Annotated in this window: 26 protein-coding genes; all 26 read left to right on the forward strand. The window is 59.8% G+C overall.

Annotated elements, in window-relative coordinates:
* The first annotated feature begins 83 nt into the window (after positions 1-83).
* The 26 genes from ACQY1P_RS07945 to ACQY1P_RS08070 all read left to right on the forward strand — a co-directional run bounded on the left by ACQY1P_RS07945 (position 84) and on the right by ACQY1P_RS08070 (position 26,257).
* Complete coding sequence (locus tag ACQY1P_RS07945; RefSeq protein ID WP_062453800.1) at positions 84-731, forward strand: hypothetical protein; 648 nt, start codon at positions 84-86, stop codon at positions 729-731.
* Entirely contained in the window at positions 728-1,936 is a 1,209-nt protein-coding gene (locus ACQY1P_RS07950) for a MotB family protein (RefSeq protein ID WP_430255972.1), read from the forward strand. The genes ACQY1P_RS07945 and ACQY1P_RS07950 overlap by 4 nt, the downstream gene beginning before the upstream one ends.
* A gap of 6 nt (positions 1,937-1,942) precedes the next feature.
* Positions 1,943-3,220, forward strand: a complete 1,278-nt coding sequence (locus ACQY1P_RS07955) for a chemotaxis protein (RefSeq protein ID WP_430255974.1) — start codon at positions 1,943-1,945, stop codon at positions 3,218-3,220.
* A complete protein-coding gene (locus ACQY1P_RS07960) occupies positions 3,217-4,824 on the forward strand; it encodes a flagellar hook-length control protein FliK (RefSeq protein ID WP_430255976.1) in 1,608 nt (535 codons plus the stop codon). The genes ACQY1P_RS07955 and ACQY1P_RS07960 overlap by 4 nt, the downstream gene beginning before the upstream one ends.
* 169 nt (positions 4,825-4,993) lie before the next feature.
* On the forward strand, positions 4,994-5,509 hold the full coding sequence (locus ACQY1P_RS07965) for a transglycosylase SLT domain-containing protein (RefSeq protein ID WP_062454870.1): 516 nt from the start codon (positions 4,994-4,996) through the stop codon (positions 5,507-5,509).
* Between the two features lie 271 nt (positions 5,510-5,780).
* The gene (locus ACQY1P_RS07970) at positions 5,781-6,452 is read left to right on the forward strand and encodes a response regulator transcription factor (RefSeq protein ID WP_062453796.1); all 672 of its coding nucleotides are present in this window, start codon (positions 5,781-5,783) and stop codon (positions 6,450-6,452) included.
* Between the two features lie 179 nt (positions 6,453-6,631).
* Entirely contained in the window at positions 6,632-7,900 is a 1,269-nt protein-coding gene (locus ACQY1P_RS07975; protein WP_113109501.1) for a flagellar hook protein FlgE, read from the forward strand.
* Between the two features lie 16 nt (positions 7,901-7,916).
* Complete coding sequence (gene flgK, locus ACQY1P_RS07980) at positions 7,917-9,356, forward strand: flagellar hook-associated protein FlgK (RefSeq protein WP_062453794.1); 1,440 nt, start codon at positions 7,917-7,919, stop codon at positions 9,354-9,356.
* Positions 9,357-9,359: 3 nt separating this feature from the next.
* Positions 9,360-10,388 (forward strand): flagellar hook-associated family protein, encoded by a 1,029-nt coding sequence (locus ACQY1P_RS07985; RefSeq protein ID WP_092661200.1) that lies wholly within the window; start codon positions 9,360-9,362, stop codon positions 10,386-10,388.
* Between the two features lie 48 nt (positions 10,389-10,436).
* Complete coding sequence (gene flaF / locus ACQY1P_RS07990; RefSeq protein ID WP_062453792.1) at positions 10,437-10,784, forward strand: flagellar biosynthesis regulator FlaF; 348 nt, start codon at positions 10,437-10,439, stop codon at positions 10,782-10,784.
* On the forward strand, positions 10,781-11,230 hold the full coding sequence (gene flbT, locus ACQY1P_RS07995) for a flagellar biosynthesis repressor FlbT (RefSeq protein WP_062453791.1): 450 nt from the start codon (positions 10,781-10,783) through the stop codon (positions 11,228-11,230). Before flaF ends, flbT begins: the two co-directional genes overlap by 4 nt.
* Positions 11,221-11,652 (forward strand): flagellar hook assembly protein FlgD, encoded by a 432-nt coding sequence (gene flgD, locus ACQY1P_RS08000; RefSeq protein ID WP_092661202.1) that lies wholly within the window; start codon positions 11,221-11,223, stop codon positions 11,650-11,652. The genes flbT and flgD overlap by 10 nt, the downstream gene beginning before the upstream one ends.
* Positions 11,653-11,808: 156 nt before the next feature.
* Positions 11,809-12,075, forward strand: coding sequence for a flagellar biosynthesis protein FliQ (gene fliQ / locus ACQY1P_RS08005; protein WP_062454868.1), 267 nt, complete (start codon positions 11,809-11,811; stop codon positions 12,073-12,075).
* 193 nt (positions 12,076-12,268) lie between these two features.
* Complete coding sequence (flhA, locus tag ACQY1P_RS08010) at positions 12,269-14,353, forward strand: flagellar biosynthesis protein FlhA (protein WP_430256676.1); 2,085 nt, start codon at positions 12,269-12,271, stop codon at positions 14,351-14,353.
* Positions 14,350-15,102 (forward strand): flagellar biosynthetic protein FliR, encoded by a 753-nt coding sequence (gene fliR / locus ACQY1P_RS08015; protein ID WP_062453789.1) that lies wholly within the window; start codon positions 14,350-14,352, stop codon positions 15,100-15,102. The genes flhA and fliR overlap by 4 nt, the downstream gene beginning before the upstream one ends.
* Before the next feature lie 24 nt (positions 15,103-15,126).
* Positions 15,127-15,546 carry a hypothetical protein gene (locus ACQY1P_RS08020; protein WP_062453788.1) on the forward strand — a complete coding sequence of 140 codons (420 nt, stop codon included), beginning with the start codon at positions 15,127-15,129 and terminating at the stop codon, positions 15,544-15,546.
* A 30-nt stretch (positions 15,547-15,576) separates the two neighbouring features.
* Positions 15,577-16,149 carry a rod-binding protein gene (locus ACQY1P_RS08025; protein WP_062453787.1) on the forward strand — a complete coding sequence of 191 codons (573 nt, stop codon included), beginning with the start codon at positions 15,577-15,579 and terminating at the stop codon, positions 16,147-16,149.
* A 19-nt stretch (positions 16,150-16,168) separates the two neighbouring features.
* Positions 16,169-16,534, forward strand: a complete 366-nt coding sequence (locus ACQY1P_RS08030; protein ID WP_062453786.1) for a hypothetical protein — start codon at positions 16,169-16,171, stop codon at positions 16,532-16,534.
* A complete protein-coding gene (locus tag ACQY1P_RS08035; RefSeq protein WP_325261853.1) occupies positions 16,534-17,070 on the forward strand; it encodes a hypothetical protein in 537 nt (178 codons plus the stop codon). The genes ACQY1P_RS08030 and ACQY1P_RS08035 overlap by 1 nt, the downstream gene beginning before the upstream one ends.
* 145 nt (positions 17,071-17,215) lie before the next feature.
* Positions 17,216-17,809 (forward strand): hypothetical protein, encoded by a 594-nt coding sequence (locus ACQY1P_RS08040; RefSeq protein ID WP_430255979.1) that lies wholly within the window; start codon positions 17,216-17,218, stop codon positions 17,807-17,809.
* A gap of 83 nt (positions 17,810-17,892) precedes the next feature.
* Complete coding sequence (locus ACQY1P_RS08045) at positions 17,893-19,725, forward strand: hypothetical protein (protein ID WP_430255981.1); 1,833 nt, start codon at positions 17,893-17,895, stop codon at positions 19,723-19,725.
* 129 nt (positions 19,726-19,854) lie between these two features.
* Positions 19,855-20,754, forward strand: coding sequence for a bifunctional methylenetetrahydrofolate dehydrogenase/methenyltetrahydrofolate cyclohydrolase FolD (folD, locus tag ACQY1P_RS08050; RefSeq protein ID WP_325261849.1), 900 nt, complete (start codon positions 19,855-19,857; stop codon positions 20,752-20,754).
* Between the two features lie 112 nt (positions 20,755-20,866).
* Entirely contained in the window at positions 20,867-22,228 is a 1,362-nt protein-coding gene (locus ACQY1P_RS08055; RefSeq protein WP_430255983.1) for an ABC transporter substrate-binding protein, read from the forward strand.
* 153 nt (positions 22,229-22,381) lie between these two features.
* Positions 22,382-23,395: a carbohydrate ABC transporter permease gene (locus ACQY1P_RS08060; protein ID WP_192087043.1), complete on the forward strand. Its 1,014-nt coding sequence runs from the start codon at positions 22,382-22,384 to the stop codon at positions 23,393-23,395.
* A 1-nt stretch (position 23,396) separates the two neighbouring features.
* Positions 23,397-24,563 carry a carbohydrate ABC transporter permease gene (locus ACQY1P_RS08065; protein ID WP_430255985.1) on the forward strand — a complete coding sequence of 389 codons (1,167 nt, stop codon included), beginning with the start codon at positions 23,397-23,399 and terminating at the stop codon, positions 24,561-24,563.
* A 26-nt stretch (positions 24,564-24,589) separates the two neighbouring features.
* Positions 24,590-26,257, forward strand: coding sequence for an alpha-glucosidase family protein (locus tag ACQY1P_RS08070; RefSeq protein ID WP_430255987.1), 1,668 nt, complete (start codon positions 24,590-24,592; stop codon positions 26,255-26,257).
* The last annotated feature ends 21 nt before the right edge of the window (positions 26,258-26,278 follow it).

Here is a 26,278-nt window from a genome sequence, read left to right on the forward strand (position 1 = left end):
AGGCCGGTGTGGAGCATCACAGAACGGGCGATGCGTGAGACGTTGCGGCCTTATTCCGCAAACGACGTTGATGGAGTGCGTTGATGAATTCCCCACTTGCGCGGTATCTCAGAGATTTCGGCGCCGAGGCTGCGCTGCTTGCGGCCCCGATAGAAACGCCCTCTCACTTTGCGTCGCCCGCCGAGATGCCGGCGCTGGAAAGCTTTGCGCAGACGGTAGAAGTCGATCTCGAGGCCGAGCGTCGCGAAGCCTATGATGAAGGTCATCTTGCGGCGACCCAATCCTTGACGGCGCAGCATGCCGAAGAGCTCGAGGCGCTGAAGGAACAGCATGCGCAGGAGATCGAACAGCAGCGCCTCCAGTTCGAGGACGGGTTGGCCGATTATCTCTCGAAGGCTCTTCCGGATCTCGCGTCACGGGTCTCTGCCGAACTGTCCGAGGCGACGGCCCGCGTTCTGTCTCCCTTGCTCAAAGAACAGGTGATGCGCGGCGCTATCAACGAGCTTGTCGAGGAGCTGAAACCGACGCTCGCCAAGGAAATTCTGGAGCAGATTACGGTCTTCGGACCGGTGCATCTCTGCGATCTTCTCAAAGCCCAGCTAGAGGAGAAAGGCGATGCGGTGTCTTTCGTCCACACAGACGACACCGACATCCGCGTCGAGATCGGTGATTCGCTTCTCGTGACGCGCCTTTCTGCCTTTGCCGCCGACCTTGAGAGGGTGCTGGCATGAGCGAAGCTGAGAACCATCATCACGGCAAAAACGAAATCATCATCATCAAGCGTCACCGCGGCGATCACGACAGCCATCACGGCGGTGCGTGGAAGATTGCGTTCGCCGACTTCATGACCGCCATGATGGCCTTCTTTCTCGTCATGTGGCTGGTCAACGCCGCCAATGAGGAAACGAAGGCATCGCTCGCGAGCTATTTCAATCCCGTGCCGCTGTCTGACGACACGCCCGCATCCAAGGGCATTAAGAAGCCGTCGGATCAGGCCAAGGGCGAAGATTCCGACAAGAAGTCCACCGTTGAGAACGACAAGACGGGCGGCGGCAAGGCGGGCATGGATGGCGAGTCCATTTCCGCCTCTGGCGACGACATGACCTTTTCCGAAGCAGCTCTGTTCCAGAATCCCTATTCCGTGCTTGCCAGCATCGCTCAGGAAGTAGGCCAACAGGCCAATGTCAGCACGAAGGGCGAGGGTGGCGCGAGCGATTCCGGTCCGTCCACCGGTGCGGATGGCGGAGAAGCCTATCGCGATCCTTTCGATCCGGATTTCTGGAGCAAGCAGCTCGACACACCGGCGCAAGCCAAGCTTGCTTCGGACACGAGTCTGCCGGGCGAGCAGGCGAGCGCCTTTTCCCAGCCGCCCGCGGTGGAAACTGTCCCAGTATCGGTAAAGCCGGATGCCGTCTCAGCGCCCGATGCTTCCGATGCATCGGACAAGAAGGCAAAAGCTGAACTCGACGCCGCCGGGCAGGACAAGGCCGAAGAGCTTCAGAAGGAAATTCAGGCGCAGGTCGCCGGGATTGCCGGCAAGCTGGCCGAGGGCATCGTGGTGCAGCCGGCCGAAGGCGGCACGCTGATCACGATCTCGGACGAAGCAAATACCGCGATGTTCAATGTCGGATCCGCATTGCCCGGCAAGGAGCTCGTGCTCGCCATGGAAAAGATCGGCAAACTCCTGGCCGCGCGTCCAGGGTCGGTGATCATTCGTGGCCACACGGACGGACGGCCTTTCAAGGGACGCACCGGAGACAATTGGAGCCTGTCTATGTCCCGCGCGCATGCGGCCTATTACATGCTCGTGCGGGGCGGCTTGAACGAGGAGAGGGTAAAGCAGGTCTCTGGATTTGCCGACCGGCGACTTCAAAACGTCGAAGATCCGATGAGCGGCGCCAACCGCCGTATCGAAATCCTGCTGGGCAACGGATAAATCGAGATGATGCGTTCGCGCGATTGCCATAGCTTGCTGCGCTCACTGGTCGCCGGGGTTTTTCTCGCCGCTGCGGGCAACGCCGTGGCCAGTGAGGATCTTGAGCCATACAAGATGATCCGCTCCCTGCAATATCTGCAGGACGCGATCGTCGCGGGCGATCATTCCGCCAACGAAATGCAGCGCTTCCTTCTCAAGACACTCGACCAGCGGCTACGCACGGCATCACCTGATGTGTTCAAGGATCCCCGCAACGTCGATGCGGTTTTCGTATTCGCCATGAGTGGCGGCAATCCGCAGACGCTGGATTTTCTTGCCGCACGGGATGTCGACGGTGAATTCGATGGCCGGTTGGCGCGCGTTCTCCGTCGCTATTTCCAGGGGCAGGGCCTGACGGCGGTCGCTGCATTCGAGGGGTTGGTCAAGGAGTATGGCACAAGCCCGGTTGGCCCCTATCTGGCGCTCGTCGCCGGCAACATCACGGCGAATGCCGACCCCGCCAAGGCGATCGGCTATTTCGATCAGGTTCGGCTGCTCGCACCCGGGACCAATCTGGAAGAGGCAGCGCTCAGACGGTCGCTCGCCGTGATCCTACCGACGGACCCGGGCAGGGGCTTCGATCTGGCGGCGAAATACGTCCGTCGTTTTCTCTATTCTCCCTATGCCAGCCAGTTTATCGACATGTTCGTGCAACTTGCCACTGACGATGACGGCAAGGGTGACCGGAGCCGCTGGACCGACGTCGTCTCAATGATGGACGATCCGCGCGCGCACGAATTCTACCTCCGGGTATCCAGGCGCGCCTTGCTCGCGGGCAACAAGGATCTGGCTCGCTTTGCGGCATTGAACGCGGAACGTCTCTCCCCCAGTCCCGGTTCGGAGAACAATGCGATCGGGCAGCTGTATGGCGATCTTGCCAGCATTTCGTCCAGTAACGTTGTGGAAGCGGCAAAGAGTCTGTCGCAGATCCCCGATGGCGCGCTTTCCGAACGCGACAGGAACCTGCGTGCAGCGGCGCAAAAGGTCGTCGAACAGATCCTGATGGCACCCGAAACCTCGAGCGTATCGGCAGAGCCGGTGGTGATGCCCGCGGGCGAAGCGGGTCAGGCTGCGACGGCGTCCGCCACCATTCCTTCGGCGCCGGCACCGACCACCTCTGTGGCCAAGCCCGCAGCAAAGACCGAGAATCCGGAAATGGAGGCAAGCCTCCAGACCTATGTAGAGCAGAACAGAATGAAGCTGAAGCAGATCGACGACCTGCTCAGCGATGAGGCATATGAATGACGAACGTAGCAGGCGCTTCGGTTAAGGCAGTATCAGACGGGCAGGTCGGGACTCTTTTCGGAAAGGCATCGCCGCAGAACGGCGAAGCCGGCGAATTTGCCCAGGTGCTGACAGACGCGGACGCCGATGCCGGGAAATCGACAGAGAACGGCACGGCGGTTGCCGAGGACGGATCCGGGACGGGAAAGATTTCGCTCGGCAGTTCCCGCTTCAAGACGCTTACCGACCTGACGTCGCTTGCCGCAAACTTCAAGCCGACGGAACCTGCGGATACCGCTGCTCCATCCGCTGCAACGCTTGTCCAGGCTGCAGCCGAGCTTCCGGTCGCAGCCCCGCAGGTGGACGTGCCGCACCCGGTCGCCCAGCCGGTTCCGGCGCCGTCTGTAGACGAGGCGGTCAAAGAAGAGCTCGTCGGACAAGCCTTGCCGGAAGAGATTCCGGGTCAGGACCAGAGTGACAGCCTCAACCAAACAGGCAACATCAAACAGACCGGTAGCCCGGACAAGGCCGGCGGCCAGATCGACGTTACCCAGATGGTTGCTACTGCAACCAAGCGCGTCACGACTGTTGCTGGCGACGATGGAAAGGCGAAGATCGCCGATGTGCTTTCGAAGGACGTGCCGGACGATGAAAGCCAAGGAGCGGCCCTCGCGACCGCTGTGCCAGATTCAACGGCTGCACTCTCAACAGCGGCACTGCTCAATCTGACGGCCAGCGTCGAGACCGGTAACCCGGCCCAGTCCGCGGATATAGCCGCACTGTCGGCCATGATCTCCGTGACCGAGACGCGGATGTCGAACGATAAGACGGACGCCAGCATGCCGTCCGACGACACGGATGCTGCCACGTCGTTCGATTTCCTCGATACGGGCGAGGCAGAACCCCAGACAGACGTTAAATCCTACCGCTTCCAGAAAGCCGGAGATGCGATTGCGGCTGTCAGCCTGTCGATCGTCACAGGCGCGGACGGCGGATCCGACCTGCAGGACAGCCTTCCAGGCACAGCCAACACCGAAACCGTCACGGTTCTCGACTCGCGGCGCTATCTCGGCTTTGGCGTCGGCGAAAATGCCAGCAATCTTTTGAGTGCCGCCTCCAGCAACAGGGAATGGACCGCGGCCATGCAGCCGTCTTCCGCGCTGACCGATCCGACCCGCACATCCGGCACCGGCAGCGTGGTCAATACGCTCAAGCTCCAGCTGACGCCCGACAATCTCGGTACCGTGACCGCGCATATGCGGCTGGTGGGAGATCAGCTGAGCATCCATCTTACCGTCCACAGCAGCATGGCCTATCGCGAGCTCAGCGACGACAGCAAGCCGATGCTCGATGCCTTGCGGGCCCAGGGCTTCAACGTCGACCAGGTGACCGTCAGCATGGCGCCGTCGACCGACAGCTCGAACTCGTCTGCAGACCAGCAGCAGGGCGGCAGCGGCGCCCAGACACAGCAGCAGCTCGCCCGTGACGGCGAGGCGGCCCGCCAGCAGGGACAGGCTCAGGGTGGCCGCTCCAACGACAGCAATCGCAACGACATGGAGAAGCGCAATGAGACTGTCGTTGAAACTGACATCGGCAGCACTGGCACTGGCGACATTTACCTGTAGCGCGCTCGAAACCCGCGCCTGGCAGCTCTACGCCACCCAGCAGCCTCTTCAGCAGGCAGACGTGCCCAACGCCGCGCAGCCGGGGACGCAGAAGCGCGCCGGCGCGCCGCAGCGGCGCGATCAGGCCCGAACCGCCCAGCCAGGGACTGGCCAGGCTGGAAACGGCAAGATCACCTCGGAACAGGTCAGCATCTGCGAGGCCCAGATCCAGGCCGCAGCGCGCAAATACGGCGTCCCTGAAGGCATCCTCTACTCGGTGGGACTGACAGAGACCGGACGCAAGGGATCGCTCAGTCCCTATGCGCTGAATATCGAAGGCAAGGCCTATTTCGCGTCGTCTGTGCAGGAGGCGATGCAGCTCTTTACCCAGGCGAAGAGCACGGGCGCCAAGCTGATCGATCTCGGCTGCATGCAGATCAATCACCACTTCCATGGCGAGGAGTTTGCCTCGGTTCCGGACATGCTCGACCCGAGAAAGAACGTCGAATATGCGGCGCTATTTCTGAAACGGCTGCACGACAAGCACGAGACATGGACGATGGCAGTCGCCAGATATCATGCCGGTCCCAACAACAATCCGGCGCAGCAGCGCTATGTGTGCCGGGTGATCGCCAATCTTGTTGCCACCGACTTCGGAAAATGGACGCGGAACGCGACGAATTTTTGCGGTCCGAGCGCAACCTGAAATAGCAATTAGTGAAATCTAATATCTGTTTACGGCTGCCGGTGAGAGAATGCGTTCAAACTGCGTTTTCAAGTGAGCATTTTCTCAAAAATTAATTTTCCACCGCGCATTATGCGGAGGCCACCCTTTTTCCACTAGATCTAGTACCAAATCGGCGCAACATGGTTAATCAATTATTAGCAAGCCCCTGTTACTTCCTCTAGTTGCCCAGATTCCTGACGATTCGTATCACTCTCTCACTGAGATGCGATATTGATTCGGAGGCGGACGAATGATCGTAGTGGTTGATGAACGAGAAATAGTGAAAGACGGTTACACGTCTTTGTTTGGGCGCGAAGGCGTTCCTTCTACCGGGTTTGATCCGGAAGAATTTACAGATTGGGTGAATTCGGCAGCGGAAGCCGATATTGCTGCAATCGAGGCGTTTTTGATTGGTCAGGGCGACCTGATCCATGATTTGCCACGGGCAATCCGTGGACGCAGCAGTGCACCGGTAATCGCTGTCAGCGATCAGCCATCACTCGAATCCACGCTTGCGCTTTTCGACTGCGGTGTCGATGACGTTGTGCGCAAGCCGGTTCATCCAAGGGAAATTCTGGCACGGGCAGCGGCTATCCGCCGCCGCCTGAACGCGGTTGCCAATCACACCGACATCGGCGCGATCCGGGTTTTCTCCGATGGCCGCGATCCCGAAGTCGAAGGCGAAGCGTTTGCACTTCCACGGCGCGAACGCCGCATCCTGGAATACTTGATTGCCAATCGCGGCCGTCGGGTTTCCAAGTCGCAGATCTTCAACGCCATCTACGGCGTGTTCGACGAGGACGTCGAAGAGAACGTGGTCGAAAGCCACATCAGCAAGCTTCGCAAGAAGCTTCGCAAGAAACTGGGCTTCGATCCCATCGATTCGAAGCGGTTCCTAGGATACTGCATCGACTGGAAATAACACTGAAAATGGCACCCAAATATGAGGTGCCATTTTTTTTGCGTGCTCGATTTGTCATTTTTGTCAGACAGATAGGGCCCTCGACTTCGACGCAGATCAGCGCTCGATGCAAGCACGCAGACAGCTTCACGCAAGGCCCATCCCCTAAAGTCATAAGCCTAAGTGCAACGAGGATTGCTATGAGCCTTTTCGGAACTATGAAAACCGCCGTATCGGGCATGAATGCGCAGGCAAACCGCTTGGGCACCGTTGGCGATAACATTGCTAACTCGTCAACGACTGCCTACAAAAAGTCGTCCACGCAGTTTTCGTCGCTAGTGCTGCCATCGACGGCCGGCTCATACAATTCCGGTGGTGTCGAAACCAGCGTGAAGTATTCGATTTCTGAGCAGGGTGCTCTCGAATACACCACGTCAGGATCCGACCTTGCCATCCAGGGCGACGGATTTTTCGTCGTACAGAATTCAGCGGGCGAGACCTTTCTGACCCGTTCCGGCGATTTTACGCCGAACGAGCAGGGCAACCTGGTCAACTCTGCCGGCTATACGCTCCTCGGTTACTCCTACGATTCCGGAACCCCGACGACCGTCGTCAACAGCTATGACGGCCTGGTCCCGATCAATGTCGGCGGCTCGGAACTGAGTGCGGTCGCGTCGACCTCCGGGTCGCTCTCCGGCAACCTCAACAGTGCATCCGATGTCGTCGCCGCCGACCTGCCGTCCGACAACACCGAAGATGTCGACGTCGACATGGACAGCACGTTGAAGACGTCGCTGACCAGCTACGACAGCCTCGGCAACCCGATTGTCTACGACTTCTATTTCTCGAAGACGGCTGCAGGCGAATGGCAGCTCAGCGTCTATAACGCAGCTGACGCAAGCACGACCGGCACCGGCAGCTTCCCTTATGGCGGTGATGGCGAACTCGCCAACCTGTCGCTCGCGTTTAATTCGTCCGGCAAGCTTGAAACGGTTGACGGTGCCGAGGAGCTTTCTGTCACGGTCAACGGGATCAAGTTCGATCTCGCCGGCATGACGCAGCTGTCGGCCAAGTCGAACATCTCGAGCGGCAGCGTCAACGGCAGCGCGCCGAGCTCCATCTCCAGCGTCAAGATCGAATCAGACGGCACGATCAACGCGGTCTATGCGGACGGTTCGTCGAAGTCGCTGTACCAGATCGCCATGGCGACGGTCGAAAGCCCCGACAACCTCGAAGTCTCCTCCGGCAACGTCTACCGCACGACGAGCAGCTCCGGCGTGGTCACCCTCGGCTTTGCCGGCTCCAGCGGATTTGGCGAGATCGTTTCGGGCGCGCTCGAAACCTCCAACGTCGATCTGGCCAACGAACTGACCGAGATGATCGAAGCGCAGCGCAGCTATAGCGCCAATTCCAAAGTGTTCCAGACCGGTTCCGATCTGATGGACGTACTGATTAATCTGGTCCGGTAGTTTCAGGAGTTAAGCGATGTCACTCGCATCGGCACTGAGTACGACAAAGAATATCTTGAACAACACCGCCACGCAGACGGGGGTGTTGTCGACAAACGTTCAAAACGTCGGGAACAGCGATTACAACCGCCGTTCCGCAGCGACTGTCACGAACGCCTATACCGGTGCCACGACCGTTCAGACAGCGCGGACGGAAGACGCCGCGCTGCTGAAGCAGACACTCTCGTCTACGGCCGACGATGCGGGACAGCAGACATTGCTGGCCGGACTGGAATCCGTCTACACAATCATGGGCGGGGACGGGTATTCGCTTGCTCCGTCCACGGCACTGTCCGAACTGCGGGACGCGCTGCAGACCTACGCGGCGACCCCCGGAGACGTGACGCTCGCTTCGGCTGCGGTCAACTCGGCGGTCGATGTTGCGACGGCTCTCAATACCAGCACCACCGAAGTGCAGCAGCTTCGGGCTGGCACCGACGCCCAGATTTCCGGCCAGGTTGACAAGCTCAATAAGCTGCTTGCGCAGTTCGAGCAGGCCAACAAGGCGGTTGTGACGGCGGCTGCGGCCGGCACCGACGGCAACAATGCTCTCGATACCCGCGAAAGCCTGCTCAAGCAGATTTCCGGCATCGTCGGCATCAGCACCGCGACGCGCGACAACAACGACATGTCGATCTATACGAATGGCGGCATCACGCTGTTCGAAAGCACGGCACGGCCTGTAACGTTCGATTCGACTGCCGGTTACGATGCAACGACGGTCGGCGGCGCAGTCTATATCGACGGCGTGGAGCTGAAAGCCGGCCAGAGCAGCGACACGACGGCGCAAGGGTCGCTTCAGGCACTCGTCCAGCTGCGTGACGAGGTCTATCCAACGTACCAGGACCAGCTCGACGAAATTGCCCGCGGCCTGATTTCCCTGTTTTCTGAAACAGATGGCGCAAGCCAGATCGCCGGTCTTTTCACGACGACCACAGGCGACGAAGTCGATTTTGAAACGGCTGAGATCATCACCGGCCTGGCTGGGATCATCACGGTCAATGCCGAGGCGGTCGCCGACCCCACCAAGCTCAGGGACGGCTCGATTTCGGGTGCCAGTGTCAACACCGAAAGCGCGAGCGGCTTTTCCACGTTGCTCAGCGAATATGTCTCGGGCTTCGAGACTTCCATGGAATTTGATCCTGCCGCCAAGATCGGCGACAAGGCCACATTGCTGGATTACTCAACGGATTCAGTCGGCTGGGTCGAGGAATACCGGAGCGGAGCCACAAATGCTGCGGAAACCACGACGGCCATGCTGTCGCGTTCAACCGAGGCCTATTCCAACGCAACGGGCGTCAATCTCGATGAGGAACTGATCCTCCTCCTCGATGTCGAACAATCCTACAAGGCGGCCTCAAAGCTCTTGTCGACCATTGACGAGATGCTGGCGGCGCTGATGGAGGCTGCGAACTAAGTCATGAAGACGACATCCATCTCAACCCTTTCCGTCAGCCAGACAATGCAGCTGACCGTACAGAACTCGCAGACCGAGATCGCCAAACTGCAGAAGGAATCGGTCAACGGTACCTATGCGGATACGGGTCTGGAACTCGGTACGCGGACGTCTGCAAGCCTCGATTACGGCCGCGAGTCATCACGGCTGCAGGCAATCATCGATTCCAATTCGCTGACCAATCAGCGAATGGATTCCTCGCAGCTTGCGATGGAGCAGATGTCCGACTCCGGCCAGACGCTGCTGGATTCGCTGGTCGCGCTCTCCGGCAGCAGCGACAAGACGAGCTTGCAGGTTTCTGCCGATACGGCGACGTCCGTGCTCGAGAATTTCGTCAGCTACGCAAACGTCTCGGTCAATGGCGAGTATCTGTTTTCCGGCATCAACACCGATGCCGCCCCTCTGGACGACAGCTTCATCACCGACCTGACGGACGACTTCAACACGCAGTTTTCGAGCTTCATGTCGGCCAACGGTATCTCCAGCGCATCGGATATATCGTCCAGCCAGATGGCGACCTTCCTAGACGACTATACGTCGTCCTTCGACTGGTCCGGCTGGACAAACGCGTCCGACACCAAGATGACCGGTCGTGTCAGCACGTCTGAGACCGTCACCACTTCGACGAGCTTGAATGCCGATGGCTTCAAGAACCTCGTTCTCGGCAGCCTGATCACGTCCCAGTTGGCGACGGCCGGCCTGTCCGCCGATGCACTGAACAAGGTCAACGCGACCGTTACCAATCTTGCCGGCCTATCGGTGTCCGGCATCGATGCTGAGCGCTCTTCCATGGGTCTTTCCCAGGAGCGCGTCGAAAAGGCCAATACCGCCATGTCGGCGCAAATGGATATCATCAACACCCAACTGACAGATCTCGTCGGCGTGGATACTTATGATGCTTCGGTGCGTCTCAACACGTTGTTGACGCAAGTAGAGACCTCATACACCATCACCTCCAAGATCCAGGGACTGAGCCTCGTCAACTATCTATAATGGGTAGTTGCCCCGCGGCATTTGGTTTGCAACATGAAGGAAGCAAGCATGTTCCAGTTTGCGTATGCCGAGGTAATCAAGGATGACCTCGCAAGCGCTAGAGAGAGAGAACGCCAGGTTCTGGCCCGCTCCATTGAGCTCCTCTCTGCAGTCCCGAACAAATCGCATTATGGACGCGAGGCCGTCGAGGCCATCCATTATACGCGCAGGGTCTGGACCCGGTTTATCGAAGACCTCAACCAGCCCGACAACGAGCTCGGCATCGAGCTGCGCGCAAAGCTGATCTCCATCGCCCTTTGGATACTGAAGGAATGCGAACGCATTCGTAAAAAGCAGTCCGACAATTACCAGGGCATTATCGACGTGACTACCATCATCAGGGATGGCCTAAGATGAAAAGCACACTGCGTATCTCGCTGAAGTCCGGCGAAAAGATCTTCATCAACGGCGCAGTCCTGCGTGTTGATCGCAAGGTTTCTCTCGAATTCCTCAACAACGTTACGTTTCTGCTGGAAAATCATGTTCTCCAGCCCGAGGATACGACGACCCCGCTTCGTCAGCTGTACTTCATCGCACAGATGATGCTGATCAATCCGGAAGGCAAGGACCAGGCCGTGACCATGTTCCGCCGGTCGGTCATGATGCTGCTCGCATGCTTCCGCAATCCGGAAATCATCGACGAGCTCAAGCAGATCGATGCGCTTGTTGCCTCCGATCGCGCTTTTGAAGCACTGAAGGCAATCCGCGCGCTCTATCCTGTCGAAGAGCGCATCCTGAACAGCAAGGAAGTCGCGCCGGCTGCTATCGCCGGTCTGCGCAAGGAGATGGGGCTATGGCAGTAGATACGGTATCGTCCGCAACCTCGACGACTGCAACCAGTTCGTCGAAGGCTTCATCCGCTGCGGCAAGCGCTTCACTCGATTACGACGCTTTCCTGCAGCTTCTGATCGCCCAGATGCAGAACCAGGATCCGACCGATCCGCTGGATGCCAGCGAACAGATCTCGCAGCTGGCAACCTTCTCGCAGGTCGAACAGTCGATCCAGACGAACACCAACCTGGAAAGCCTGATCGCACAGTCGTCGCTATCGAACGCCTCGTCCTATATCGGCAAGACGATCACCAGCAGTGATGGCAAGACCAGCGGTGTGGTCGAGTCGATCGAAGTCACGTCCGACGGTCTGGTTGCAACGACCGAGGCTGGCAAGGAGATCACGATCGGCGACGGCATCACGATATCTGCGACGAAGTCCTCGGAGTCCTGATCCGACTGAATTCCTGAAATTGCAGGCGAGCCTGCGGTTTTGCCGGGGGCAGTACCGGTCGCTCAATTGCATTGGCGGTCGGTGGCTGTCATCATCCGCATGCGATTCGCGCCAGATGATGATGGCCACGACACCAATGCCCCGGATGATCCTGCAATGAATGAAGCCGATGCTCTCGACATGATGCACTCGGCGATATGGACGATTCTCATCGCCTCAAGCCCGGCAGTGCTGACCGCGATGATTGTCGGCATGGTCGTGGCGCTCATTCAGGCGCTGACTCAGATCCAGGAAATGACACTGACATTCGTGCCCAAGATCGTCGCCGTCATGCTGGCGCTCGGGATTGCCGCTCCCTTCATCGGCGGCCAGATCTCGCTTTTCACCGATCTCGTCTTTTCGCGCGTCCAGTCCGGTTTCTAGCGCACGGCTGCCAAGGCTGCGAGGCTTGCTCGCACGCTTCGCCTGCGATGATGGCGGACACCCTCACACAAGCTTCGCTGCCTAGAAGGGATCTGTCGCAACAGGTCCGGGCATTATCATGTCTTGCTTTTTGCGCGATCCATGGGCGCAGCATGCGCCTTTCTAATCTCATGAAGAGATACCGCATATGGCAATGACGAAGACGTCCATTACCCCCGTGAAGGCCGCGCCGAATGGCCGCGATATCGGCTTTGCCGTCGGTATCATGGCCATCCTGTGCATCCTGTTCCTGCCGGTGCCGGTCTTCATGATCGATATCGGGTTGGCGTTTTCGATCGCCTTTTCCGTCCTGATCCTGATGGTGGCGCTGTGGATTCAGCGGCCGCTGGACTTCTCGTCCTTCCCGACGATCCTGCTGATCGCGACGATGATCCGGCTGGCGCTCAATATTGCCACCACCCGCGTCATTCTTTCGCACGGCCACGAGGGCCATACCGCCGCCGGCGGCGTGATCGCCGGTTTTGCGAACCTCGTCATGTCCGGCGATTTCGTGATCGGTCTGATCGTCTTTCTGATCCTGATCGTCGTCAACTTCATCGTCATCACCAAGGGCGCGACGCGTATCGCCGAAGTCGGCGCGCGCTTCACCCTCGACGCGATCCCCGGCAAGCAGATGTCGATCGATGCCGATCTGTCAGCCGGCATCATCGACGAGAAGGAGGCGCAGCTGCGCCGCCGCGAGCTGGAAGAGGAAAGCTCGTTCTTCGGCGCCATGGACGGTGCCTCCAAATTCGTTCGCGGTGACGCGGTCGCCGGCCTGCTGATCACCACGATCAACGTGTTCGGCGGCATCATCATCGGTTACTTCCGTCACGGCATGGAAATCGGCGAAGCCGCCGACGTCTTCGTCAAGCTGTCGGTCGGCGATGGTATCGTGTCACAGGTTCCGGCGCTGATCGTTTCGCTCGCAGCCGGCCTGATCGTCACCCGCGGCGGTACCCAGGGTTCCACCGACGTAGCTGTTATCGGCCAGCTGAGCGGCTATCCTCGCGCGCTGTGGGTCGCAGCCGGCATGATGGCGACCTTGGCACTGGTGCCCGGCCTGCCGTTCATGCCGTTCATGACGCTTGCATTCCTTCTCGCCGGTGCCGGCTGGATCATTCCGAGGCAGATCGAAGCCGAGAACCAGAGGGTGCGCGAAAGCGAGGAAAAGAAGGTCGTCGAGAACCGCGAATCGGAAAAGGATTCGGTCAAGAACGTCCTCAAGACGGCAGAAATCGAACTGGCGCTCGGCAAGCAGGTCTCGCCGCGTCTTCTCGGCGCACACCAGGAACTCGGGTTCCGCGTCGGCAAGATGCGCAAGCGGTTTGCCACGCAATACGGGTTCGTCGTGCCGGAAATCAAGGTCGTCGACGATATCCAGATCCCGGAAAAGTCCTACCAGATCCGCATCCACGGAACGACGGTCGCCAGCAGCACGCTGCGACTGGGCGAAGTCCTCGTCATCGTCGGCAAGGATCGCAAGCCGTCGGTTCCCGGCGACGAGGTTCGCGAACCCACGTTCGGCATGCCGGCCGTCTCGGTGCTGGAGCATTTCGTCGAGGATCTAAAGCGCGAGGGTTTCCACCCGATCGACAACGTCTCGGTGCTTCTGACCCATGTCAGCGAAGTCATCCGCAACAACCTGCCGCAGCTTCTGTCCTACAAGGACGTCAAGATCCTCATCGAACGTCTCGATCCGGAGTACAAGAAGCTCGCGGACGAGATGTGCTCGTCGCACATGTCCTATTCCGGCCTTCAGGCGGTTCTCAAGCTTCTGCTTGCCGAACGCGTCTCGATCCGGAACCTGCACCTCATTCTCGAAGCCCTGGCCGAACTCGCGCCGCATGTCCGCAAGACCGAGCAGCTCGTCGAGCACGTGCGCGTCCGCATGGCCCAGCAGATCTGCGGCGATCTTGCCGACAACGGCATCCTGCGCGTCCTGCGTCTCGGCTCGAAATGGGATCTGCTGTTTCACCAGGCAATCAAGCGCGATCCGAAGGGCGACATCATCGATTTCGACATCGATCCGCGCTCGCTCGAGGAATTCAGCGAACAGGCGGGCAAAGTCATCCGTGAATACATGGACAAGGGCATGCCCTTCGTACTTGTCACGTCGCCGGAGACACGCTCTTATGTGCGCATGATCATCGAGCGGCTGTTCGCAACCCTTCCCGTCCTGTCGCATGTCGAGCTGGCAAAGGGCACCGAGATCAAGGTACTTGGATCGATCTCATGATAACGGACCCGCAGGGCACGGTCATCGCTCTCTTTCTTGCATTCTGTCGAATCGGCGGCTGCATCATGATCATGCCCGGGTTCTCGTCTGCCAGATTGCCCATGGAAGTCCGGCTGTTTCTATCGGTGGCGCTGTCCATGGCGGTGCTGCCGATGGTCTGGGATACGATCTACCCCAGGGTGTCCGGTGACGCTGCGGGTCTCGGCCTGCTGATTGCGTCTGAAACTCTCGTCGGGGCCGTGTTCGGCCTGATCGCTCGCCTTTATGCCTCGGGCCTGCAGTTTGCAGGCGCCGCCATCGCCATGTCGATCTCGTTCAGTGGTCCGCCCGGATCCGACGTGCTGGAAGATTCGTCGGAAAGCCAGCTGACCAGCCTTCTGACCCTATCGGGCCTGCTCGTCCTGTTCATGCTGAACTTCCATCACATCGTCATCAGATCACTGGTCGATTCCTACACGACCATTCCGCTCGCCGAAGGTCTCAATCCGCGGCGCATCCTGATCACCCTGACGGATACGTTGTCGGCGACGTTCATGATCGTCTTGAGGCTGATGAGCCCTTTCCTCGTCTACGGCATCATGTTCAACGTCGCTGTCGGAATGATCAACAAGATGGCGCCGCAGATCCCGGTCTACTTCATCTCGACGCCGTATGCGCTGATGGGCGGTATCTTCCTGCTCTATCTCGGCATCGCCTCCATGATCGAGGAATTCGTGCGCGGGTTTCCGCTTGTTTTCACCGGGCTGTAGGCAAGGCTTCCAAGGAGGACGCGCGTGGCAGGCAACAAGAAATCCGACAAGTTGCGGCGTCTGGTCGATGTCCAGCGCCAGCTTGAAAAGCTCGCCGAGTTCGAGCTCAGCACCACGGTGCAGCGCAAGGCGGAAATCGATCAGTCGATCGACACGACTGTTGATGCGCTGTCCTCGACCGATCCCGTACACCAGCAGTTCTCCAAGAATTACGCCGACCGGCTGACGCGCCTGTTTTCGCGAAGCCAGCAGATCGTTGCCCAGCAGAAGGCGCAGGAACAGCGGGTCCTGCGCGAAAAGACCAAGGGCGACCGGCTGGAGGAGCGCATGGGCGACGCAAAGGAGCTGGAAGGCCGGCTTGCCGAGGACGAGCGCATGTACGATCTCGTCGATCTCGGCCTGATGGTCTCCACACCAGCTTCCAGCAAGCTTGATAAGGGATGATCCAGTTCGCTAAATAATGAGGAACTGGAATTGGCTATTTCCCCCCCGAGCGATCTTGTCCTGGATGTTGTCCAGGCCGCAGATCCGGGCCTGCTTCAGGCCGCACGTGAAAAGCTGAAGGCAAACGAAGCAACGGCGCAATCGGTCATGCTGGCCTCCAACGGTGTGGGTTTCGCCCAGGCCGTAAGCCAGACTGCCAAGTCCGCAGAGTCCGCCGGGTCCGAAGCCACGGTCGAAAACGTCCGTGTTTCGCGCCACAAGGATATTCCGGAGACCTACCGGAAGTTCGAGGCAAGCGTTGCCTCCACGTTTATCCAGAACATGCTTCCATCCGAGAGCGAAGAAGTCTTCGGCAAGGGTTCCGCCGGCGATTTCTGGAAAGGCATGATGGCGGAACAGATTGCTGATGCCGTCTCCAAGCAGGGCGGTTTCGGTATTGCCGAAAAACTATTCTCGCAGTCGGTTCAGCATGCACGTGGCACGGCACCGAATGCCAAGACCGATGAAGGCGATCGCCAGATGGCGGTGGGCATGATCACTGATTTCCAGCGGCAGATCCTGTCTCCGTCGGAAAACGCCGGCGCAGCCAAGAAATCAAATTAATTAACATTAGAAGGTTGATATGGACGTCGTTTCCACTGACTACCGCATCAAGACCGTGCTCTCCCGTCTTGAGATGATCATCGATAACGAGAATGATCGGATCGGCCGCGACTCCGGCTTCGACCTCAAAGTGTCGAACGCCCACAAGAGCCGCTGCCTCTATGAACTGACGACCCTGTTCCGCGGGCCGGACGTCAAGGAAACGTCGGCACCTTATCTTGGTCAGTTGCAGGGCCTGAAGAAGAAGCTGAAGCTCAACGCCCAGCGCGTCGAAGCGCATCTCGAGGCCGTCCGCGCCGTTGCCGACATCCTCAAGAACGCCGTCAAGGACATGGACGCCGACGGCACCTATTCGGAACATCAGTTCCGGTTCGGCACGTCCTGATGATCAAGGTTCTGCTGATCGGGCTCTGGGTCTGCATCGCCACGATCGGTGGCGTGTATGTCTCTGCGCAGATGTCGAAGGCGCCCGTGGCGACCGAGGCGGAAGCCGCGGTCGTGACCACGATCGTGCGAGGCAACCCGGTCAGCCTGCCGGTCATCAACAATGGTACGGTTCAGGGCTATTTCCTCGGCCGCATCTCGCTTTCGGTCGACAGCATGAAGTCCAAGCACGTTCAGCTTCCGATGGAAGTCGTTCTGACGGACCAACTGTTCTCGCTTCTGATGGGCGAAAAGATGATCGACCTGAAAAGCGTCGGCACCTTTGATCCGGAAAGCTTCCGCACGAAGATCAAGGACGGCATCAACGCCAAGCTCGGCGATACGGTCGTCGCCAACGTGTTGATCGAACAGCTCGACTACATGTCGAAGGAGACGATCGACACGAACACGGCGAGACGCGGCAGCAACCCCATTCCGGCCCAAAAAATCGTCGAGGGCGTCAAGGTCGAGGCACCGGCGGCAGCTCCGTCGCACTAGGCAGCCGTCGCTCCGGATCAGGCATGCCGCTTCAACGGCCATGTCTTTTCGACACATCGCTCGCATTTTAACGGTTGGCTTCAAGGCCGGTTCAGCGCTTTCCGCTAGGCTCCAGGACGACTGGATTTTCGAGCGGAGAGCACACGTGAACGCCTCGGTATACATCAACGCCTTCAAGGCAGTCCCGCACGGTCTGGGCAACGGCATCGAAGAGCTGAGCTGGACTGCCGCATTCGAGCGTGCGGAGGCTATGCTCAACGATCCACATCCATCGTCGACCATAACGTTTTCACGCGGTCTCGTCGAATATCGGACCCTTTCAGAAACGGGTGAGAACGTTGCGCGCGCGCGGCTTCCGGTTCGTGGCAGCGTACGTCTGGCCGGCATATCGGCACGCCTGTTCGGCCCCGGCCTGCGTGACCGCTTCACCGCCTCGGCCTTCGTCCCGGCGTTCCTGACATTTTCCGAGAAGAACCGCCGCATCGGCCTGGTTGGCAACGACGTGGCGATTCTCAAGCCACTGCGCACCGCGTTCTCCCGCCATGCGCCCTGGCACCGTTTCGAGACTGTCGATCCGTCGTCGGTTCTGGAAGGCGGCTTTGATCTCGTGATCGCCGATCTTCGCCGTCCACAGGATCTCGATCGCCTCGTCCATCTGCCGGCCATTGCCTCCGCAGCTCTGACGATTGCCGCAAACGATGATCTCTTCCGTCTGCCGGGTCAGGTTTCGCGTCGTTAACGCTTTCTTTGCCATGGAAATTTAGACTGTCTTAAGAAAATCGGAGCGCTTCGGTGCTGCCCGCGAAACAAGACGGTCTTTCCATGGATAATTCTGAGATCGAAAAGCCCGACAGCCTGCTCGAGGATAGCGCCCGGGACAACCTTCCGGCGCGGCGTGCACTCCCGTCCGCGCTGCTCGGGATCGGTCTGATGACGGCCCTCGGAGGCGTGGCGCCGCTCGTCCTCCTTGGCAGCGGCGAGGCGACGTTTACCGCCCAGACGCAGCTGAAGGTCGGGGCAGTCAGTGAGCAGACCGTATCTGCTGCGACGGGGCAGCTTCTCGCCAGAACCACGATCGACAATCTCATCCATGCCCTGAACCTTGGCAAGGACAGCAGTTTTGCGACCGAACCCCAGAGCGTGACCGGCCTTCTCTACGAAATCCTGTCCGGCACCGGGACGACGACCCTGCAGGACGAAGCGGGTCTGCGCGACCGCCTGACCCGCGCAATCACCATTTCATACGACCAAAGCAGCACGGATCTGCGCATTGCGGCGACGGCCGGAAAGCCTGAAGAGGCTCGCCAGATCGTCGGCATGCTGGGCAATGCCGTGCCGACAGCGTTGTCTGTCGGCGCGTTCGATGGCCGCGACCCGGCCGTCGAAGCCCTTCGCGACACGCTTGGCCGCGCAGAAGCGGCGCTTTCAGGGTTTGTCAGCCGAACCGGCAAGGACAAGGTTGCCGAACTGAAAAGCCGGGCCTCCGAAATGCGCGACCTGAGCCGCGATGTCGAGCAGGCCGAGAGCGATCTCGTCGCTCTGAAAGACAGGCTGAGCCAGGCCTCCGCCATGAAGGTCGCCGACGTTCTGAACAAGCCTTTGCCGGACAGTCTGGACTATACCGGCCTCGAATATCAGCGCCAGCGGCATGTGGAAGCACAGCTTGCCGTCGATCAGCTCTCGAGCGATCTCGGCCCGCTTCATCCGCGTTTCCAGGCTGCCGAAGCAGTGCTTGCACAGGCGCGCCTCTCGGTCCAGGACGCGTTGAAGCAACTGGTGAAGTCGCTGAACAGCCAGCAGGTGCATGCCGCCGCGCAGCTTGCGGAACTTCGCGCCAAGCTGGAACAGCTTTCCGCAGACAAGACGGTGTCTGACGAGATCGCAGCGCTCTCGAGGCTGGAAACGGCCGTTGCGAAAGCGCGCGACAATTACTCAAGCGGTCGGTTCAACAGCCCAGGTTCTTCCAAGCTGGTCGCCGCCCCACGGGTGCAGATATCAAAGCCTCTGACCGTCACCCCCAACGAAGCACCAGCGACCGTCTGGCTCGGCTTGCCCTGGTACGCGCTGAGCGGTCTTGGCGCCATGGCTGGCCTGCTTCTCGGCGCTGCCGGCGCAATGCTGATGGGACGCCGTTCGTCGCCGGAGCCCGCGATCGACCATCTCGAGGCAGAGCATGCGCCGATTGAGATGGACGGTGTCGAGGACATCGCCGAGCTGCCGATGGATGCGCGTTGGGCCGCCGATCTGGATCTTACCGATGAGTCCGAAGAGATCGCAGCCGCCTACGAATATGACCACGGTGCGGGCTCCGACGCCTGGGCGCAGGATGTCGAGACCGATGCCGTGTCCGAGGATTACAGACACGAAATGGAGGAGCGCGAGGCCGCCAATGGTCTACCGCTGTCCGCTCAGCTTCGCGAACTGCTGATGGCAAACAGACAGCCTTACGATCAGGCCGCCGTTCCACCGCTTCTCGCGGTTGCAATTTCGGATCCGCACCGGCATGCGATGCGGGAGGAAGAGCTTGCCTATTCCGAACTCTCGCATGAGGATCGCCGGGCGATCGAGGAATTGCAGCTCCTGCGACAGGAAATGATAGAACTGCGCGACCGGGTGCAGACCTACTCCGAACTGCGCACCGCGTCGGGACGATAGGGCAGGCACGGGTCACCCGGATCAAGATTTGACCTTGCTTTTGTTTGCTCCCGACAGCATTAGGCGCAGGTGAGCCAGTTCGGGCAGTAGCCTCCGGCTTAGATCTGTTCGGTCAACGGGAGATGGCACGTGGTCACGGTAATCGACGGCAAGCAGGCGGCAGCATCGGTCATTTCGGCAGTCACGGAGGCAGCGGAAAGTCTCGAACGGGCCGGCGGCGCAAAGCCCGGCCTCGCAGTCGTCATCGTCGGCAACGATCCGGCCAGCCACGCCTATGTCAGCTCCAAGAGCCGGATGGCGAAGCAGTGCGGCTTCAACTCGATCCAGCACACGTTGCCGGAAGAGACGACGCAGGAGGCGCTTCAGTCTCTCGTCGATACGCTCAATGCCGATCCGGCGATCCACGGCATTCTCGTCCAGCTGCCGCTTCCGAGACATCTCGATCAGGAGCCGGTGATCCAGTCCATCCTGCCGGAAAAGGATGTCGACGGCCTCAACATCGCCAATGCCGGCAAGATCGCCACCGGTGATCTGACGACAGGCATGATCTCCTGCACGCCGGCCGGATCGATGCTGCTGGTCAAGCGCATCCACGGCGAAGACTTGTCCGGCCTCAACGCCGTGGTCATCGGCCGTTCCAACCTGTTCGGCAAGCCGATGGGCCTGTTGCTTCTGGCCGCAAACGCCACCGTCACCATGGCGCATTCGAAGACGAAGGATCTCGCCGCCGTCTGCCGCAACGCCGATATCCTGGTTGCCGCCGTCGGTCGGCCCGAAATGGTCAAGGCAGATTGGGTCAAGCCCGGCGCGACCGTGATCGATGTCGGCATCAACCGGGTGCCGGCACCGGAGAAGGGCGAGGGCAAGACCCGTCTCGTCGGCGACGTTGCTTTTGACGAGGCCTCAGAGGTCGCCGCAGCCATCACGCCGGTTCCAGGCGGCGTCGGTCCGATGACCATCGCCATGCTGATGGCCAACACCGTAATCGCCGCCCATCGCGCCGCCGGGCTGCCTGCGCCAAAGTTCTGATTTCGGACCATTCATCACATTCAAGGCGCTTTGCTTGCACTGGCGCCCTTGAAACCTCTGGCTCTGCCTTAAATCCCCCTGTAGATTACGCTTCAAAGGGGAGGATATTTTGATGAAGAAATCGTTTTGGATCGGCACGGCTTTCGTCGCACTGCTGGCTGGTGCCGCAGGTGCGCAGGAACTGAAGTTCGCGCCCGGCGAAGATGCCAAGTTCAACTGGAAAAGCTACGAGGATTTCAAATCCGCGCATGGTGACCTGAAGGGCCAGAGCCTGACCCTGTTCGGTCCCTGGCGTGGCGAGGACGAGGTGCTGTTCAACAGCGTGCTCGCCTATTTCAATGCCGCGACGGGTGCGAACGGTAAATACTCGTCGTCCGAGAACTACGAGCAGCAGATCGTCATCGATACCCAGGCCGGCTCGCCGCCCAATATTGCCATCATCCCGCAGCCGGGTCTTCTGGCCGATCTCGCGACCAAGGGCTTTCTGACGCCGCTCGGCCAGGAAAATGCCGACTGGATCAAGACCAATTACGGCTCCGGCGAGGACTGGATCCGCTACGGCACCTACAAGGGCAAGGACGGCAAAGAGGCCTATTTCGGTTTCCCGTTCAAGGCCGACCTGAAATCGCTCGTGTGGTTCGTGCCGGAGAATTTCGAGGAAGCCGGTTACGAAGTCCCAAAGACGATGGAAGACCTGATCAAGCTCTCCGACCAGATCGTCGAGGATGGCGGCGTGCCGTGGTGCATCGGTCTCGGATCGGGCGGCGCGACTGGCTGGCCTGCGACTGACTGGGTCGAGGACATGATGCTGCGGACGTCGTCGGCTGAAACCTACGACAAGTGGGTGTCGAACGAGATCAAGTTCGACGATCCGGCAGTGGTTGGCGCCATCGAGGAATTCGGCAAGTTCGCCCGCAATGACAAATACGTCGCGGGCGGTGTTGCAGCGGTCGCCTCGACCGACTTCCGCGACAGCCCGAAGGGCCTCTTCGACATCCCGCCGAAGTGCTACATGCATCACCAGGCCTCGTTCGTGCCGTCCTTCTTCCCTGCTGACAAGGAACTGGGCCTCGATGCGGACTTCTTCTACCTGCCGACCTATGCCTCCAAGCCTGAACTCGGCACCCCGGTCCTCGGTGCCGGCACGATGTTTGCCATCACCAAGGATTCTCCTGCGGCTAAGGCCTTCATCGAATTCCTGAAGACGCCGATCGCCCATGAAGTCTGGATGGCCCAGGCCTCCTTCCTCACGCCGTTCAAGGGCGCCAAGACGGAAGCCTATGCCAACGACACACTGCGCAAGCAGGGCGAACTGCTGACCACCGCCACCACCTTCCGCTTCGATGCATCCGACATGATGCCCGGCAAGATCGGCGCCGGCGCCTTCTGGACCGGCATGATCGATTATGTCGGCGGCAAGGATGCAAAGGCTGTGGGCGGCGATATCCAGAAGGCCTGGGACGGTCTGAAGTAGTCATTCGCGTCGAAGGCTGCGCTCGCGACTGCCCTTCTCCCTCGACCACGGGGAGAAGGGTGGATGCGGGGGCGAGGGGCATTTCCAGGGTTGGCATTTCCCGGATATGACGACGGAAGACCTGCTTAGCACTGCAGAAAAGGGGGAGGGCCTATGTTAGCTCAGATTGCATCTGCCATGGGTGTCGTCGTTGCCGGCGTTTTTGCCTGCGCGCTCTACTACTGGCTTTCCGACAAGCTGCTATCAGCGGCACTTCCGGTGCCGGAAGGCGATGCCCGCAAGGCCTCGGCCAATCTCAACCGTAGAGCCACGATCCGCCCCTGGCTGTTTCTCGGACCCGCACTCCTGCTGCTCGCGGTCTATCTCGTCTATCCCGTCATCGCGACCTTCATCCTGTCCTTCTACGATCGTTCCGGCGGCAATTTCGTCGGCTTGGCCAATTACCGCTGGGCCTTCTTCGACGCGCAGTTCCGCCAGTCGATCTTCAACAACATCCTCTGGCTCGCCGTCGTGCCGGCAGCCTGCACCTTCCTCGGCCTGGTCATCGCGGTGCTCACCGACCGTATTTGGTGGGGAAATCTCGCCAAGAGCCTGATCTTCATGCCGATGGCGATCTCGTTCGTCGGCGCTTCGGTGATCTGGAAATTCATCTACGAATTTCGTGGCGGCAACGAAACGCAGATCGGCCTCCTGAACGCCATCGTCCGGGCAATCGGCGGCGATCCGCAGGTGTGGATCTCGCTGCCCTTCTGGAACAACTTCTTCCTGATGGCGATCCTGATCTGGATCCAGACCGGTTTTGCGATGGTCATCCTGTCGGCAGCGCTACGCGGGATTCCTGAGGAAACCGTCGAGGCAGCCGTCATCGATGGCGCCAATGGCTGGCAGATCTTCTGGAAAATCATGGTGCCGCAGATCTGGGGCACGATCGCTGTGGTCTGGACCACGATCACTATTCTCGTTCTCAAGGTGTTCGACATCGTTCTGACCATGACCAATGGCCAGTGGAACACGATGGTGCTTGCCAACCTGATGTTCGACTGGATGTTCCGCGGCGGCGGCGACAGCGGTCGAAGTGCCGTCATCGCGCTGGTCATCATGGCGGCGGTGACGCCGATCATGATCTGGAACATCCGTCAGGCGAACCGCGACATGGGAGACCATTGAGATGAGCGCTGTCGCAAGCCTTCGCCGCATCGGCGTTCCAAGACTGATCCTGCATGCCTCGGTTCTGGTGATCTGTATCATCTGGCTGATCCCGACGCTCGGCATTCTCGTCACCTCGTTCCGCGATGCCGGCCAGATCACCTCCTCGGGCTGGTGGACGGCGCTGACCGGTGCCGCCGAAACCAGCGCAGCACGCCTCGGCGATCCCGCAAGCGCCCGGCAGGACGGACCCAACTACATCATTTCAGGCTCCGTCTTCGATGGCGGCGACGTCAAGAGCGGCAGTGTCGTCGCCTTCGGCACCAGGGTCGCTGCACCGACAGAATTCGAGGCCGGCAAGGAAGCGGATCTGGGAGACGGCGAGAAGCTCACCGTAAACACGGATGGCAGCTATTCCTACGTGAAGAGCGGCCCATTCGACGACAAGCGCGGCAAGCGCATCTATCTCTCGATCACCCAGCCGCCGAACTTCACCCTCAACAATTACCGCACGGTACTGACGTCCGCCGGCATCGGCCAGTCCTTTATCAATTCGTCGACGGTCGCAATACCCGCCACCATCATCCCGATCCTGATCGCAGCCTTCGCAGCCTATGCCCTGTCTTGGATGCAGTTTCCCGGCCGGTCGCTGATCATCGCGCTCGTGGTCGGGCTGATCGTCGTGCCGCTGCAGATGACGTTGATCCCGTTGCTGACGCTCTATAACGACATCGGCAACCTGTTCGGCGTGTCGTCGCGCTCCTATGTCGGGATATGGCTTGCGCATGCGGCCTTCGGCATGCCGCTCGCGATCTATCTCCTGCGAAACTACATTGCAGGTCTGCCCAAAGAGATCATCGAATCCGCCCGTGTCGATGGCGCCAGCGATTTCGAGATATTCGTCAAGATCGTCCTTCCGCTGTCGTTTCCGGCACTCGCCTCCTTCTCGATCTTCCAGTTCCTGTGGACGTGGAACGACCTTCTCGTCGCCATGGTATTTCTCGGTACCGGCAAGGATCAGCTGGTCCTGACCGGCTCTCTCAACGCGCTGTTGGGGTCGATGGGCGGCAAATGGGAAATTCTCACCGCTTCGGCCTTCATAACCATCATCGTCCCGATTATCGTCTTTTTTGCACTGCAGCGATACCTCGTCCGCGGCCTGCTCGCCGGGTCGGTCAAGGGCGGATGATGTCTGTGAACCAACAGGGATAGTGGATGACAAGTTCGGCGGAAGTCTCCGGAGCAACGGACGCAGCAAAGGATCGGGACTGGTGGCGTGGCGCCGTCATTTACCAGATCTATCCCCGCTCGTTCCAGGATAGCAACGGCGACGGTATCGGTGACCTGAAGGGCATTTCCGCGCGCCTGCCGCATATCGCAGCGCTTGGCGCCGACGCCATCTGGATCTCGCCGTTCTTTCCGTCGCCGATGAAGGACTTCGGCTATGACGTCTCCAATTATTCCGATGTCGATCCGATGTTCGGCACGCTTTCGGATTTCGATGGCCTGATCGCGGAAGCCCATCGCCTTGGCCTCAAGGTGATGATCGATCTCGTCATGTCGCATTCGTCGGATCAGCATTCGTGGTTCATCGAAAGCCGTTCCTCGCGCTACAATCCCAAGGCCGACTGGTATGTCTGGGCAGACGCGAAGCCTGACGGCACGCCGCCCTGCAACTGGCTGTCGATCTTTGGCGGTTCGGCCTGGCACTGGGATCCGACCCGCATGCAATATTACATGCACAACTTCCTCACCTCGCAGCCGGACCTCAACCTGCACAATGCCGAGGTTCAGGATGCGTTGCTGGACATGACGCGCTTCTGGCTGAACCGCGGCGTCGATGGTTTCCGCCTCGATACGATCAACTTCTACTTCCACGACAAGCAATTGCGCGACAATCCGGCGCTCGATCCCTCGCGCCGCAACGCGTCGACGGCGCCCGCCGTGAACCCCTACAATTTCCAGGAACACATCTACGACAAGAACCGGCCGGAAAATATCGCGTTCCTGAAGCGCTTCCGCGCCGTTCTCGACGAATTCCCGGCAATCGCTGCCGTCGGCGAAGTGGGTGACAGTCAGCGCGGATTGGAAATCGTCGGCGAATATACTTCCGGCGATGACAAGATGCAGATGTGCTACGCCTTCGAATTCCTGGCGCCCGACGCTCTGACACCCGCCCGCGTGGCCGAAGTGCAGACCGCCTTTTCCGAGGCCGCGCCTGAGGGCTGGGCATGCTGGGCCTTTTCCAACCACGACGTCGTGCGCCATGTCAGCCGCTGGGGCATGGACGTGCTCGACCGTGAAGCCTACGCAAAAATGCTCTCGGCCATTCTTTTGACCCAGCGCGGCTCCGTCTGCATCTATCAGGGGGAAGAACTGGGCCTGACCGAGGCCGATATCGCCTATGCCGACCTGCGCGATCCCTACGGCATTCAGTTCTGGCCGGAATTCAAGGGCCGCGACGGCTGCCGCACGCCGATGGTCTGGGATGCCCAGGCGCTTCAGGCCGGCTTTTCGACGGCCGAAAAGACATGGTTGCCGATCCCGGTCGAACACCAGCTGAAAGCCGTCGGCGCCCAGTATGGCGATCCGGCTTCGGTGCTGGAGCAGTATCGCCGCTTTCTCGCCTTCCGCAAACTGCATCCGGCCCTGAGCAAGGGGCAGTTCATGTCTCTTCCGGTCGATGACACGGTGCTGGGCTACAAACGCCAATCCGGCAACGAGACCCTGCTCTGCCTGTTCAACATGAGTGCGGGCGAGGTCGCGACCGACCTGCCGATCGGTCAGTGGGACATGCTCGTCGGCCACGGTTTTGACAGCCGTGTCGAAGGCAATCGTGTCGAGCTGCCACCTTGGGGGGCGTATTTCGCTCGCCACACGTAAGAGACAACAAAGGGTAACGGG

The sequence above is a fragment of the Neorhizobium sp. DAR64872/K0K18 genome (genome assembly GCF_050500175.1).
Classification (GTDB): Bacteria; Pseudomonadota; Alphaproteobacteria; order Rhizobiales; family Rhizobiaceae; genus Neorhizobium; species Neorhizobium soli.